At 65.4% G+C, this 13,374-nt stretch carries 13 protein-coding genes; 10 read left to right on the forward strand and 3 right to left on the reverse strand.

Features of this window, described 5'->3' with window-relative positions:
* Positions 1 to 2: 2 nt before the first annotated feature.
* Complete coding sequence (locus tag HNP49_RS17690) at positions 3 to 1,004, reverse strand: acetoacetate decarboxylase (ADC) (RefSeq protein ID WP_184685491.1); 1,002 nt, start codon at positions 1,002 to 1,004, stop codon at positions 3 to 5.
* A 236-nt stretch (positions 1,005 to 1,240) separates the two neighbouring features.
* Here HNP49_RS17690 and HNP49_RS17695 point away from each other — a divergent pair, with 236 nt between their 5' ends.
* The 5 genes from HNP49_RS17695 (at position 1,241) to HNP49_RS17715 (ending at position 7,528) form a co-directional block, all read left to right on the forward strand.
* Complete coding sequence (locus HNP49_RS17695) at positions 1,241 to 2,935, forward strand: von Willebrand factor type A domain-containing protein (RefSeq protein WP_184685493.1); 1,695 nt, start codon at positions 1,241 to 1,243, stop codon at positions 2,933 to 2,935.
* The gene (locus tag HNP49_RS17700; RefSeq protein WP_184685495.1) at positions 2,932 to 3,522 is read left to right on the forward strand and encodes an RNA polymerase sigma factor; all 591 of its coding nucleotides are present in this window, start codon (positions 2,932 to 2,934) and stop codon (positions 3,520 to 3,522) included. The genes HNP49_RS17695 and HNP49_RS17700 overlap by 4 nt, the downstream gene beginning before the upstream one ends.
* On the forward strand, positions 3,519 to 4,298 hold the full coding sequence (locus HNP49_RS17705; RefSeq protein ID WP_184685497.1) for a hypothetical protein: 780 nt from the start codon (positions 3,519 to 3,521) through the stop codon (positions 4,296 to 4,298). Before HNP49_RS17700 ends, HNP49_RS17705 begins: the two co-directional genes overlap by 4 nt.
* Positions 4,299 to 4,372: 74 nt before the next feature.
* Positions 4,373 to 6,865: a hypothetical protein gene (locus HNP49_RS17710; protein ID WP_184685499.1), complete on the forward strand. Its 2,493-nt coding sequence runs from the start codon at positions 4,373 to 4,375 to the stop codon at positions 6,863 to 6,865.
* Between the two features lie 393 nt (positions 6,866 to 7,258).
* Positions 7,259 to 7,528, forward strand: a complete 270-nt coding sequence (locus HNP49_RS17715; protein ID WP_184685501.1) for a hypothetical protein — start codon at positions 7,259 to 7,261, stop codon at positions 7,526 to 7,528.
* Between the two features lie 114 nt (positions 7,529 to 7,642).
* Here HNP49_RS17715 and HNP49_RS17720 read toward each other — a convergent pair whose 3' ends face one another.
* Positions 7,643 to 9,469: a long-chain-acyl-CoA synthetase gene (locus HNP49_RS17720; protein WP_184685503.1), complete on the reverse strand. Its 1,827-nt coding sequence runs from the start codon at positions 9,467 to 9,469 to the stop codon at positions 7,643 to 7,645.
* Positions 9,470 to 9,643: 174 nt separating this feature from the next.
* On the opposite strand from HNP49_RS17720, the gene HNP49_RS17725 reads away from it, so the two are divergent.
* Genes HNP49_RS17725 through HNP49_RS17745 form a run of 5 tightly spaced genes read left to right on the forward strand, consistent with a single transcriptional unit; the run spans position 9,644 to position 12,380 of the window.
* Complete coding sequence (locus HNP49_RS17725; protein WP_184685506.1) at positions 9,644 to 10,402, forward strand: ABC transporter substrate-binding protein; 759 nt, start codon at positions 9,644 to 9,646, stop codon at positions 10,400 to 10,402.
* Positions 10,403 to 10,425: 23 nt separating this feature from the next.
* Positions 10,426 to 11,142: a cation transporter gene (locus tag HNP49_RS17730; RefSeq protein ID WP_184685509.1), complete on the forward strand. Its 717-nt coding sequence runs from the start codon at positions 10,426 to 10,428 to the stop codon at positions 11,140 to 11,142.
* Positions 11,143 to 11,194: 52 nt separating this feature from the next.
* The gene (locus tag HNP49_RS17735) at positions 11,195 to 11,602 is read left to right on the forward strand and encodes a GNAT family N-acetyltransferase (protein ID WP_184685511.1); all 408 of its coding nucleotides are present in this window, start codon (positions 11,195 to 11,197) and stop codon (positions 11,600 to 11,602) included.
* A complete protein-coding gene (locus HNP49_RS17740; RefSeq protein ID WP_184685513.1) occupies positions 11,602 to 11,946 on the forward strand; it encodes a hypothetical protein in 345 nt (114 codons plus the stop codon). The genes HNP49_RS17735 and HNP49_RS17740 overlap by 1 nt, the downstream gene beginning before the upstream one ends.
* A 56-nt stretch (positions 11,947 to 12,002) precedes the next feature.
* Positions 12,003 to 12,380 carry a VOC family protein gene (locus HNP49_RS17745; RefSeq protein WP_184685515.1) on the forward strand — a complete coding sequence of 126 codons (378 nt, stop codon included), beginning with the start codon at positions 12,003 to 12,005 and terminating at the stop codon, positions 12,378 to 12,380.
* A 43-nt stretch (positions 12,381 to 12,423) separates the two neighbouring features.
* On the opposite strand, the gene HNP49_RS17750 is transcribed toward HNP49_RS17745, so the two are convergent.
* Positions 12,424 to 13,242, reverse strand: a complete 819-nt coding sequence (locus HNP49_RS17750) for an NAD(P)-dependent oxidoreductase (RefSeq protein ID WP_184685517.1) — start codon at positions 13,240 to 13,242, stop codon at positions 12,424 to 12,426.
* Between the last annotated feature and the right edge of the window lie 132 nt (positions 13,243 to 13,374).

A 13,374-nucleotide genomic window follows, 5' to 3' on the forward strand; every position in this document is an offset into this window, starting at 1 on the left:
ACCTACTCGCTGCCGAGCAAGGCCGCCAGGGGTTTTGGCGCATAGAGCGCACTCTGGAATTGCGGCACGTATTCATACTTCATCAACTTGCCCAGTTTGAGCGAACGGACGTAGTCCGACAGGCCGCCAGTGCCCAACGTCAGCCTGACCGACTGTTCGTCGCTGCTCGAAGCGTGGCTGAGCTGGCGCGATACGGCATAGCCGTAACTGAGCTCTCCCTGATGGTTGAGGTTGGTGAAGCTGTTGGTGACCAGTTCGGCTTCTCTGGAGAGTTCCTCCAGCTTCTGCGTCTCCAGGGTCAGGTCGGGCTGGCCGGTGGCGCTGTCGCTGATCGTGAAGATCACGGACTTGTCGGTTTCCTGGTAGTCGATGGGCGCCAGCCATTTCGGCAGGTTGTAACCAACCACGCCGCGCACCCGTGCCAGTTCGGTATTGACCGGCAGCTTCAGTACGTAGCCCCAGAAGTCCCCGGACAGCGATTGGCCGATCAGCGAGACTGGCCCCAGGTTGCTGCTACCGGGTTTGTTGGTGACGATCGACAGGGCGATTTCGTTGTAGCTGTCATTGTCGCAGTAGTGGTAAGCATAGGCGGTGAGGGCGACCAGGCCCCGTCCAGGCCATATTTGCAGCGGCTGCACCTGGCTCTGTACCTCGGCTGGGATCAGGGCCCTGAGGCGTTCGAGGTCGGCGGTGAAGACCGCCGTCACCCGGCTGTTTCGGTAGTAGAAGTTGGGTGAGTAGGATTCGAAGCCCATGTTGACCTTCTCCTTGTGCAGGCCCTTGAACCAGCTCAGGTCCACGTCCGGCGCTTCGGCCGCGATCACGGCAAGCGGTGGGTTGGAGCGATAGCGGTCGTACAGGCCGCCGGCGACCACTGGCACGGCGTGCCCGGCGAGGTCGATGTGGCTGGTTGCCGGAGGGGGTGGCGAGCCTGCTGCCCATGCCAGGCTGGTCAGGGTGTTGAGCAGCAGACCGGTCATGCCGGCGATCATTGCGCTTTTCATGTTCTTCCTTTCTCCACGTGATGTGTCAGGTCAGGCTTGGTATGCCGGGACATGCCCGAGCCAGCCTGCATGGCCACCTTAATGTTCAAGTTAGCTTTAAGGTCAAGTGGGGGATTCTGTCCTCTGCCAAGGGCTAGCGGTATCGCGCGAGGCGGTCGCCAGCGTGGTTAACCCGCTTTGCGTGATGGCGCCGTCTACCTGGCTGAACACCCTGTTCATTGCCGAGGAGAGGCGCCATGACCCTGCACCCCGTTGTTCAACCGCTGCTGGCCGGTTTCACCCTGACCCTGCTGCTGGCGGCCTGCAGCGCTCCGGAAAGCCCGCAGGCGCCGGCCGGCAACAGCCCGGCCGAAACACAGGCCGAACTCGCCAAGACCAAGTCCGAGATGCCCAGCCCGCCGCTGGCCGCCGCAGCGGCCAAGCGCATGATGGCGCTGCCGGCCAGCGCCGAGGTGATGGCTTACGCGCCGCAGGCGGACAACAGCCTGCCGGGTTACCGCGATGTGCCGCGCGAGCAGTACCAGGCGCTGACGGATAACCCGGTGCAACTGGTCAGCGAGCAGCCGGTGTCGACCTTCAGCATCGACGTGGACACCGGCAGCTACGCCAACGTGCGGCGCTTTCTCAATGCTGGCCAGCTGCCACCCAGGGACGCCGTGCGTCTGGAAGAGCTGGTCAACTACTTTCCCTACGATTACCCGAGTCGCGCCGATGGCCGGCCCTTTGCCGTCAGCAGCGAGCTGATGACCACGCCCTGGAACCCGCAGACCCGCCTGCTGCGGCTGGCCGTGGCGGCGCAGGAACAGGGCCTGGCCGCCTTGCCGCCAGCCAACCTTGTGTTTCTGGTCGATGTGTCCGGCTCGATGGACCGCCGCGAGGGCCTGCCGATGGTGCAGGCCACCCTGAAGCTGTTGGTCGAGCAACTGCGCGCCGAGGACCGGGTAGCTCTGGTGACCTATGCCGGCGATGCGCGGGTGGTGCTGGCCTCCACGCCGGGTAGCGAAAAGGCCCGCATCCGCACGGCGATCGATCAGCTCAGCGCCGGTGGCGGCACGGCTGGCGCTTCGGGCATCCAGCTGGCCTACCAGCAGGCGCGTCAGAGCCTGCTGAAGGACGGCATCAACCGCATCCTGCTGGCCACCGACGGTGACTTCAATGTCGGTATCAGCGACTTTGCCTCGCTCAAGGCCATGGCCGAGCGCGAGCGCCGCAGCGGCGTGTCGCTGACCACCCTGGGCTTTGGCGTGGACAACTACAACGAACAGCTGATGGAGCAACTGGCCGACGCCGGCGACGGCAATTACGCCTACATCGATACCCTGCAGGAGGCGCGCAAGGTGCTGGTGGAACAGCTGGCCTCGACGCTCTCGGTGGTGGCCCGTGACGTCAAGCTTCAGGTCGAGTTCAACCCGGCTCAGGTCAGCCAGTACCGCCTGCTCGGTTACGAGAATCGTCAGCTCAAGCGCGAGGACTTCAACAATGATCAGGTCGATGCCGGCGAGATCGGCGCGGGTCAGCGCGTCACCGCGCTGTACGAGATAGTCCCGGCCGGCCAGAAGGGCTGGATCGAGCCGCTGCGCTATCAGGCTTCCGAGTCGCCGGCCAGCAACAGCGGCGAACTGGCCTGGCTGCGCCTGCGCTACAAGACGGTCACGGGCGGCCAGAGCCAGCTGATCGAGCAGCCGCTCCCGGCTCAGGTGGTGGTGCAACCTTCGGCCGACCTGCGCTTTGCCGCGGCGGTGGCGGCCTTTGCCCAGCAGCTGCGCGGGGAACGTTATACCCAGGGCTTTGGCGCTGACGCGACCCTGGCGCTGGCCCGGGGTGCGCTGGCGGACGATCGCTTTGGTCTGCGCCATGAGTTTGTCCAGCTGGTTGAATTGGCGCAGAGCCTGCACAATCCAGCGCTTTCCACCCAGGATGCGGTGCAATGATCCCAGAGCCATCCCCGAGCGCCAGCGATGCCGCACTGTTGCGGCGCTACCGACAGGGCGATGCGGCGGCGTTCGGCGAGCTATATGCGCGGCATCGCCAGGGCCTGTTTCGTTTCCTGCTCGGCCTGTGCGGCGAGCAGGCGCTGGCCGAGGAGGTGTTTCAGGAAACCTGGCTGAGCCTGATCCGTACCGACAGCGATATCCGCCAGCAGGTGCAGTTCAAGACCTGGCTGTACCAGATCGCGCGCAACCGCCTGATCGATCACTGGCGTCGCCAGGGCCGCAAGACGGCGCTGCACGACAGTTACGACGAGGCCGAGCATGGCCGCGCCGATCCCGCCGCGGGGCCTGAACAGCAGTTGAGCTTCAGCCGCGACCAGCAACGCCTGGCCGCGGCGCTGGCCGATCTGCCGGCCGAACAGCGTGAGGTGTTCCTGTTGCGTGCCCAGGGCGATCTGGAGCTGCACGAGATTGCCGAACTCACCGCCACGGCGCAGGAAACGGTGAAAAGCCGCCTGCGTTATGCCTTGCAGAAACTGCGGCGCTTGCTGGGCGAGCCCGCCACCATCGAGGAGAAGTCGGCATGAGTACGCGTCCGCCTGCGGATCAGCCGCACCTGGCAGAAGAGGCTCTCGAGGCCCAACTGCTCACCCATTTCCGCCAGCACAGTCAGGGCGAACCTTCGGCCGAACTGGATGCCCGCATTCTCGCCGCCGGGACGGCCGAGGCCCTCCGAGCGAAGCCCGCGCAGGGCGGCTGGCAGAACTGGCTCCAGCGCCTGCTGGCGCCCAGCGGCATGGCCGCGCTGGCCGGGGTGGCTTGCGTCGGGCTGGCCGTCAGTCTGACCTGGCGCACCCTGCAGGAGCCTGCCGCGCAAATGCCGCTGGAGGTCAGCCAGCCAATGTCGGCGCCGATTCCTGAACCTGTGCCTGCAGCGGCATCCGCCCCGGCACCTGTGACCGAGGAAGCGGCCGCTTTCAGCGACAGCCTGCCGGCTGCCGACAGCTCGATGGCCAGCAGTTCAACCGCCAACCGTGCGATGGCCAAGCGCGAGGCGCCGGTTGCTGCACAGCGTTCTGCAGAGCGCACAGCGGCAGCTCCGGCGGCGTCGGAGCCGGCCAAGAAAAGCCTGCTGCTACCGGCTGACCCGCCCGTGCAGATGATGGCGGCGCCTGCCGGTGCGAGTAGCGAAGAACTGGCCAAGGCCAAGTCGTCGGCGCCAAGCCTGGAGGACAGCCTGCGCCAACTGCGGCAGCTGCGCGAAAGCGGCCAACAGGACGCAGCCGCCGCTTTGCTGGTCGATCTGCAGCAGCGTTATCCGCAGCGGGATATCGAGGCGGAACTGCTGCGACTGCCGCGTTAACTGGGTCCGGTCAGGCCGGGAGCGGGTGCGATAGCATCTGCTCCCATAACCCTGCTCAAGCGCAAGGAGGCGCGATGTCCCGTTCACCTACCTCTGATGCCCCCGCCGAGAGCCTCGGCTACCTGCTGCTGATGCTCGGCTGGCAACTGCTGGTGTTGCTGGTGCCCATCTTCGTGGTGGCCATACTGCCGCTGGCCTGGGGCCTGGCCGGCGAAGTGGCGCTGCTGCTGGTGCAGCTCCTCTGTGTACGCCTGGGCTGGCTCAAGGTCGCCGGCCATCTGTCGCGACTACTCACCGCCTGCGTGATCGGTACCGGTTTTGCCATCGGCCGCAGTTTTGCCAGCGACTGGGCGCTGCTCGGGGCCATTGTCTGGATCGTCCTGGCGCTGGCCGGGGTAGGGAGTCTGGAAAACCGTCTGGGCCTCAAACGAGAGGAAAAGAGCGAGGAGGGCGACCGCGTGCTGACCAGTGAAGCTGATGAGCAGACAGTTGGCCGCACGGGTGGCAGTGCCTGGGGTGGTGACGAGCCAAAACGCACCCCGGAGGGCGGCATCATCCGCATGCTCGGTGGTGGCGAAATCGCCATGGGCGGCCCGGTGTACGGCGACTACCTGTTCCCCGATGGTGTGCTGCTGGAAGGCATCGGCAGTTCCTGCCGGTTCTCCCCGGACGGGCGCTATTTCATTGCCACCCTGCCGTCGCGCAGCAGTTGGGGGCTGTTGCTGCTCGATCGCCAGGCGCGCCGTGTTTACCGCTGTCAGGCCGATGTGCCTCTGTGGGAGATCGACGACTTCGACGCCACCCATATTCGCGGCCGGCACAGCCCGCTGGTGCACAACGGCGGCGTGCGCCTGAGCCTGCAGCAGATCCTCGATCAGGCCGAGGCGGTCGATCTGGTGCCGATTGCCGACCTGTGGCTGCTGCCGGACTGGCAGGAGAGCATCGAAAAGACGCGCAAACAGTGGCCCACAGGGCCGGCCGGGCAGACGCTGGAAGGTCGCCTGGCCCTGCCGGAAAGCCTGGCTCGCCTGGAGGACCCGCTGAGGCCACTGCGCTACCCCGATTACGAATTGTGGCTGGAGGGGCAAGCCACAGGCCTGCTGCTGGATGAGCAGGAACAGCCCTGCTGGCGGGCCGATGGCCGGGCACTGGCCTGTCGCGCCAAGGCCCTGGCGCAGCCGGATAGTCGCGCCGCTTACTGGTTGTGGCAGCCCGCCAGTGGCTGGCAGCGTCTGCCCGAGCCTCAGCTGATCGAGCAGCAGCGGCTGTCCATCTACTTCGGCGCCGTGCAGGCGCTGGAGGAAGAACAGGTCTGGGTCGAGGCGGAGCTGGGTTCGCCGTTGCCCAACCGCGGCGAGTACGGCGAGGCCTTGAGCGACTATCTGAGCGCTACCGAGACCAAGCGCGGGCATGACGCCTATGGCCGCATCATTCCCGGCGAGACGCCGCTGACCCGCTTCGAGGTGGCGTTGACCCTGGGTCAGATCACGCCTGCTGTGCGTTCCCAGGCGATGGCCGGAGGCACTCACCTGCAGTTCAGCCCGCAGGCCGAGCGCGGGCAGGGCCAGGTGGCGTATCGCCTGCAACTGGGTGATTGGGCCATTCCCGGCGAATGGCAGCTGGAACACCGCGTGTCTTCCTGTGGTCGTTACGTGGCGCTGTTGCCGGCCTGTGACGGCGAGGCCCTGGCCGAGCAGGTGGTGGTGGCCGATAGCCGCGAGCGGCGCCTGCTGGCCAGTCCGCATCTGCTGGTGGAGCGCCTGCGAGACTTTCACGACGGCTGTGTGGAAGTGGTCTGTCTGGCCGGACTGTGCAGCAGCCAGTTCACCCCGGAGCCGCTGCGCCACTTCGATCAACCGGCACCGCCTGCCCAGCGCGCTGCGACCTGCTACCGCGAGCGTGGCTATGGTGGGGTTTGCCATGAACTGCGGCGCTTTCGCCTGGGCGAGCAGGGGCTTGAGGCGGTGCCTGACTGGCGTCTGGCCGAGCAGCCGCCGGCGGCGAATGCCGATGGCGATTTCATCCTGCCGGCGCCCCATGGCCGCGATGCGGCCTGGCTACGCGGTGCGGAAACCGAATACCCGGACAACTGGCTGCGCGAGCAGTGCGCGCGTCAGCTGAGCTATCTGCTGACCGCGTCGGGGTGCGCCCTGTATGGCGTCACCCCGGCCTTGTGCTGGAGCGCCGACGGCCGCTACCTGGCGCTGACCCGTCTGCTGCAGTGGGATTCGCCGGACAACGACGATCCCGACCATACCCGCCAGTGGCAGCTGTGGCTGCTGGATGTAGAGCGGCGCACGCTGCGTCGGCGCCCCGGTTCGCTCGGTCATATGCCGCGTTTCGAGGCCTTCACCGGCGACAGCCTGAGCGTGCGGGTCTTTGGCCAGGACTGGGACGATCCGGCTGACCGTGGCCGGCGTATCCGCCTGAAACTCGACGAGGTGCTGGCCTTGCCGGCCGAGCCGCTGCAAAAGCGCGGCTGGCGCTGGCATCTGGCAGGAGAACAGCAGCCGCAGGCCCATTGGCAGAGCTTTGACGCTCAGGTGCTGGAGCCCTGGCGCGACTGATCGGCATGCTCGACGCTTGCAGCCTGACGCGCCGCGGGCGAGCATGTGAGCATGAAACCGATGTCCCGCCTGTTGCCTTCGGCCTGTGTGGCCGTTCTTTTGTGTGCTGTGGCTGGTTGCGATGAGCAGCCAGCCAAGCCTGCCGCCGTACCTGTGATTGCGCCTCCTGCGCCAGTCGAGACCAAGCCTGCATCGTCAGAAGCGGCGCCTAGCGGCTATTCGGTAACGTCCCCGGTCAAGGCGGCACCGATCAAACCCGTTCAGCAGAATGCGGCAGTGGTCGCGAAGGCTACTGCCACCCAACCGCCGATCGCCAAGCCCGAGCCCAGCAAGCCTGTAGTCAAGGCAACTGCAAGCAAGCCCGTGAGCAAACCGGCGCGGGAGAAGTCGGTCGTGGAGCGGAAACTGCCGCCGATCAAGCTGGACCTGAGTCTGCCGCGCGAGCTGGTCGAGGACCTGCATCACGGCGAGCCGCTGGTGGAGGAAAAACCGCTGCTGCCGCCGCTGTTTGTCGAGAAGGAGGCCAAGCCGGCGCCGTTCCAGCTCAGTGGCAAGCTGATCACCAACGAGCATGAGCGCGACAAGAGCGGCGAGAAGCTGGAGCGCGACAACTACTTCGACAAGGTCGATGGCGCGCAGCTGAATTTCGAATTCCGCAACTGAGGTCAGCCCTCACCCCGGCCCTCTCCCAGTGGGAGAGGGCGTCAGTGCGATGTTCGACGCCGGCCGCGATCAAGCCCCCTCTCCCTCAGGGAGAGGGTTGGGGTGAGGGGCGGTTTAGAAGCGGAACTCGTCGCCCCTGATCCGCGCGTGCAGCGCAGCGTCCAGCTGGGTGAAGGTGTTGCTGCCGGGCAGGCGCACGTAGAGCGGATCGCTGGTCTGTGCCGGATCGTAGGCCACGTGCTTGAGGTCGGTCTTCTTGTACTTGAAGGTACCGGTGGTCTCGACCTCCGCCAGCAGGCGGATGAACAGCGGCGCGGCGTAGGCCGGCAGTTCGTGATCCAGGTAGTGGGCGAGGGCGACAAAATCCAGCTGCGCGCCATGGGCCAGGCGTAATGCGGCCATGCCGCAGCGGCCGTTGGTGCCTTCGATCTCGACGCCATAGACCACCGCATCCTCGACACCGGCAAAGCTGCCCAGCACGCTTTCCACCTCGGTGGTGGAGACGTTCTCGCCCTTCCAGCGGAAGGTGTCGCCCAGGCGGTCGACGAACTGCGCATGCTTGCAGCCGATGTCGCGCATCAGGTCGCCGGTGTTGAACCAGGCGTCGCCATTCTTGAACACGTTGCGCAGGATCACCGCCTCGCTCTTGGCCGGGTCGGTGTAGCCGTCGAACGGCCATTTCTTGCTGATCTCACTGATCAAGAGGCCTGGCTCGCCCTGATCGACCTTCTCCAGAAAACCTTTGGCATTGCGCACCGGGCAGTCGTTCTCCAGGTCGTAGCGGACAATGGCGAAGGTGGCCGGGGTGTAGCCGACGGTATTGTCGAAGTTGAACACGTTGGTGAAGCCGATGTTGCCTTCGCTGGAGGCGTAGAACTCGGTGATGTGCTCGATGCCGAAGCGTTCCTTGAACTCGTTCCAGATGGCCGGGCGCAGGCCGTTGCCAATCATGCAGCGCAGGCTGTTGTTCTGTTCTTCCGGCGTCACCGGCTGGTTGAGCAGGTAGCGGCACAGCTCGCCGATGTAGCCGAAACAGGTGGCGTTGTAGCGCGCCACGTCTTTCCAGAAGGCGCTGGCGGAGAACTTGCGGCGCAGGGCGATGGCGGCACCGCCGGCCAGCGCCGAGCTCCAGCACACGGTGACGGCGTTGTTGTGGTAGCAGGGCAGGGTCAGGTAGAGCACGTCACTGTTGGTCAGGGTCAGGCCGGAGTGGCCGAATCCGCCATAGGCCTTGATCCACTTGCCGTGGCTCATGATCGAAGCCTTGGGCATGCCGGTGGTGCCGGAGGTGTAGATGTAGAAGCAGGCATCCTTGAGCTGCACCTGGCGGCTGTCCGGCAGGTTGTCGTCACTCTGTGCCACGCAGCTGCTGGCCAGGTTGACCCAGCCTTCCGGCTCCTGACCGGCATCCTGCAGGGTGTCGCGATCGGCCAGCCAGTAGCACGGTCGGTCAGCCCGCTCGACCTCGCCACGCACCTCGCCGAAGGCCTCGACCAGTTCTTCGCCGATGACGAAGAACGACGGCTTGACCAGGTTCAGGCTGTGGCACAGCACCTTGCCACGCTGGCTGGTGTTGAGCAGTGCGCCGATCGCTCCCAGCTTGGCCAGGGCGGCCAGCACGGCCATCAGTTCCAGACGGTTCTCCAGCATCACCGCCACCACGTCGCCATGGCGCACACCGTCGGCCTTGAAGGTCCAGGCCAGACGGTTGGCCCAGGCGTTGAACTGGCGATAGCTCAGGCGGCGGCTTTCATCCATCAGCGCCGGGCTGTCCGGGAACAGACGGGTGGCGCGCTCCAGGGCCCAGCCCAGCGATAGCTGGCGCTCACGATTGCGGATGCCGGCGTAGTACAGACCCTGCAGCATGCGCGGTACGCGCGGCAGGTGCTGAGGGAGACGGGCAAGGAAGCGAACAGGTGAAATCAGGTCGGCTTGGGTCATGGCTCACGCGATTGTCGTTGTTATGGGCAAAATGCGCCTGCGGCGACTCTACGGGGCGGCCAGCAGGCGCGGCTATGACTCTGGCGCAGTCTGGTCTGGCACTTGGGCAAATGGCAAGCGTGCGCCTTTGCGCTGCTAGACTGCTCAAACGCCATTTGCCTTGGGATGCGCCCGATGCGCCGCTTGCTCTCCGTGCTCTGTTGCCTGCTGTTCTCGTGCGCATTGCCGCTGCAGGCCGAGCCGGCCTTGCGGGTCGGCTATTTCGAGTTGCCGCCGCACACCGGTGCCGGCCAGGTGGCGGGCGAGGGGCTGGCGCTGCAGTATTTCGAGCGCATCAGCCGGCAGATGGGCGTCACCGAGGTCAGCGTGACCAGCTACCCGTTGACGCGCCTGCTGTATGAACTGGAGGAGCAGCGCCTGGACATGGCGCTGTTCCTCGGCAAGACCGCCGAGCGCGAAGCCCGCTTCATCTATGCCAAGACCCCGCTACTGGTCACGGCGGCGGTGCTGGCACTGCCGCAGCAGCATGCCCTGCAGCAGATTCACTCGATCGAGGATCTGCTGCCACTGCGCATCGGCGTATGGAACAGAGGCTATCGCTCCCCAATGCTGCGTGATCCGCGTCTCCAGCTCAGCGAATTGAGCAGCCTTAACGTGGTCGAGCAGAGCCTGCGCATGCTGCTGGCCGGACGTATCGATGCCTTCTACTTTCCCGATCAACTGGCCGTGCGCTATCAATTGCTGCGCAGTGGCCAGGAGACCCGCATCCGACTGCTGACCTTGCCCGAGCCGGGAGTGGCGCTGTATTCGGTCTTCAACCAGCGTTCTGCCGCGATGTATCTGCAGCGTTACGAACAGGCGCTCGGCCAGGTGCAGGTGCAGCAGGACTACCCGAGCTTTTTCCGCGAGCACATGGCACTCTCGGCGCCCTGACCAGCAGGGCTCAGGAGAACCTGATGAGTGATTGCGGCTGTTCCATGGCGGCAAGTAATGCCGAGCAGCGCGCTACATTGCGCTGGCTGCTGGCGATCAATGCAGTGATGTTCATCGTCGAGCTGCTGCTCGGCTGGTGGGCCCAGTCCAGTGGTCTGCTGGCCGACTCCCTGGACATGCTGGCCGACGCCAGTGTCTATGCCATCAGCCTGTATGCCGTGGGCCGCAGCCTGGCGCTGCAACGTGGCGCCGCACGGATGAGCGGGGTGCTGCAGATTGGCCTGGCCCTGCTGGTGCTCGGTGATGTGCTGCGCCGTTTCTGGTTCGGCAGCGAGCCGTTGAGCCCGCTGATTCTGGCGGTCGCCACCCTGGCGCTGCTGGCCAATATCCTCTGCCTGCGCCTGATTGCCCGGCATCGCGACGACGGCGTGCACATGCGCGCCTCCTACATCTTTTCCAAGAACGATGTGCTGGCCAACCTCGGCGTCATCTGTGCGGCGCTGCTGGTGTGGCTGTTCGAGAGCCGCTACCCGGACCTGCTGATCGGAATGCTGATTGCCTTGCTGGTGCTGCGTGGCGGCCTGCAGATCCTGCGCGAGGCTGCTGTCAGCGGGGATGACTGTGATGATGGCGACGATGATGACTGCACCGGAAATACCTGTGCGGCGGCTGTCGGCGGCGAGCGTGAAGGCTGCAATGCTGGCTGCAGCAAACCTGATCCCGATGCGCGCGGCGGCTGAGGCTGTTTGTGTATGCTGGCGCATCCCGGCAGTCACACAACAAGGATTGGTCATGCCGTTACAGATTCAACTGGACGACAGCCTGCAGCAGGATGAAGTCGTTGCCCTCTATCGTGCCAATCAGTGGTCCTCGGCGGACAAGCCCGAGCAACTGCTGGCCGCACTACGCAACTCCCACGGCCTGGTCACGGCGCGCCTGGATGGCCGTCTGGTCGGCCTTGGCAATGCCATCTCCGATGGTCATCTGGTGGTCTATTACCCGCACCTGCTGGTGCACCCGGCGTTTCAGGGGCAGGGTATCGGCCGGCAGATGATGGGCGCGCTGCAGCAGCGCTACGCCGAGCTGCACATGCAGATGCTCACCGCCGATGGCCGGGCCATTTCGTTCTATGAAAGCCTCGGCTTCAGCCGGGCTGGCCAAACCGAGCCGATGTGGATCTACGCCGGGAGTGAGCACTGATGCCCGCGATACCACGTTACCTGATTGGCGTGTTGCTGATGGTGGTCGGACTGGCCGCGCTGGCCGGTTACGCCCTGCAGCAGGGCAACCCGCAGGGAGTGCTGCTGTACACGCCGGCTGCCGGCGAGGAGCCGGTGTATGCGTCGGCCTGGCGCATCGGCGCCATTCTCGGCCTCACGGCCCAGGGATTGCTGGCCGGGCTGGTGCTGCTGGTTCTGCAGCTGTTGGCCCTGGGGCGCCCGGAGCAGCGTCAGGTGGCCTGGTTTCAGCCCGTGCAGCTGGCCGGGCTGGCGGTAATTGCCGTGGCTGGCATTGGCACCTTGCTGGCGATGCTGGCCGGTTAAGGTTCGGTGCTGCTGGATAGGGCTGGTTGGCTGTTACCAGATAGACGGAGGTCACGATGAATTTGAATCAGGTAACGGTGGCCGTCACGGATGTGCCGCGTGCCATCGCCTTCTACCAGCGTTTGGGGCTGAAGCTGATCGTCGAGAGCCTGCCTGACTATGCCCGCTTCGTTTGCCCGGACGGGCTGGCGAGCTTTTCCCTCAGCCGCGAGGCGCATGTCGCGGCGGGCTCGACGCTGATCTATTTCGAGTGTGAGGAACTTGAGGCCGAGGTCGCCCGGCTGCAGGGCAAGGGCGTTGCGTTCGAGCAGCTGCCGCAGGATCAGCCCTGGCTGTGGCGAGAGGCTTACCTGCGCGATCCCGATGGCAACCGCATCTGCCTCTACCACGCCGGCGAGAACCGTCTGAACCCGCCGTGGCGTTTGCCTGACTGAGTGAAGGCGCGGAAGTGGTTCCGCGCCTTGTGAGCAGTAGACGTCAGTCGACGAACAGGTCGGTCATCAGCTTTCCGGCCGGATCGTAGCGGTATTGCTCGAAGTCCGTCTGGCCCTGCTCACGCAGAATCTCCTCGTCGATGAGCAGGCGGCCGCTGATGCTGCGCCCGCTGCTGCTGAGAATGGCGTAGGCGGCATCGGCCATGATCGCCGGCAGGCGTGCGGCCTTCATCACGGCGGGGCCGCCGGCCTCGAACTCGATGGCGGCGGTGGCGATCACGGTCTTGGGCCACAGCGCGTTGACGCTGATGCCGTACTTCTTGAATTCCTCGTGCATCCCCAGGGTCAGCATGCTCATGCCGTACTTGGTGGTGGTGTAGGGGCCGTAGCTGGCGAACCACTTGGGATCGAGGTTGAGCGGCGGCGACAGACTGAGGATGTGGCCCTGGGTTTTCTTCAGGTAGGGCAGCGCCGCCTGGCTGCAGACCATCACCGCGCGGGTGTTGATCTGGAACATCAGGTCGTAGCGCTTGGGTTCTAGGTGCTCGACGCCCTTGAGGCGGATGGCACCGGCGTTGTTGATCAGCGCGTCGATGCCGCCGAAGTGCTCGGCGGCCTGGGCCATGGCCACTTTCACCGCTTCCTCGTCGCGTACGTCCAATTGGATGGGCAGAGCCCGGCCGCCAGCGGCGACGATTTCCTCGGCCACCGAGAAGATGGTGCCCGGCAGTTTCGGGTGGGCCTCGGCGCTCTTGGCCGCGACCACGACATTGGCGCCATCGGCGGCGGCCTTGAGCGCGATCTCGCGGCCGATGCCACGGCTGGCGCCGGTAATGAACAGGGTCTTGCCGGAAAGGGACATGATTGGCCTCTTGTGGTTGGCTGGGTGGGGCTGGTTGGCCCTCACCCCAACCCTCTCCCGGAGGGACAGGGGGCTGTCTGATGTGGTTGGTGAATTACGGTGCTAGGGGCAGGCATTCATAACTCCCTCCCC

Source organism: Pseudomonas fluvialis (assembly GCF_014207935.1).
GTDB classification, from domain to species: Bacteria; Pseudomonadota; Gammaproteobacteria; order Pseudomonadales; family Pseudomonadaceae; genus Aquipseudomonas; species Aquipseudomonas fluvialis_A.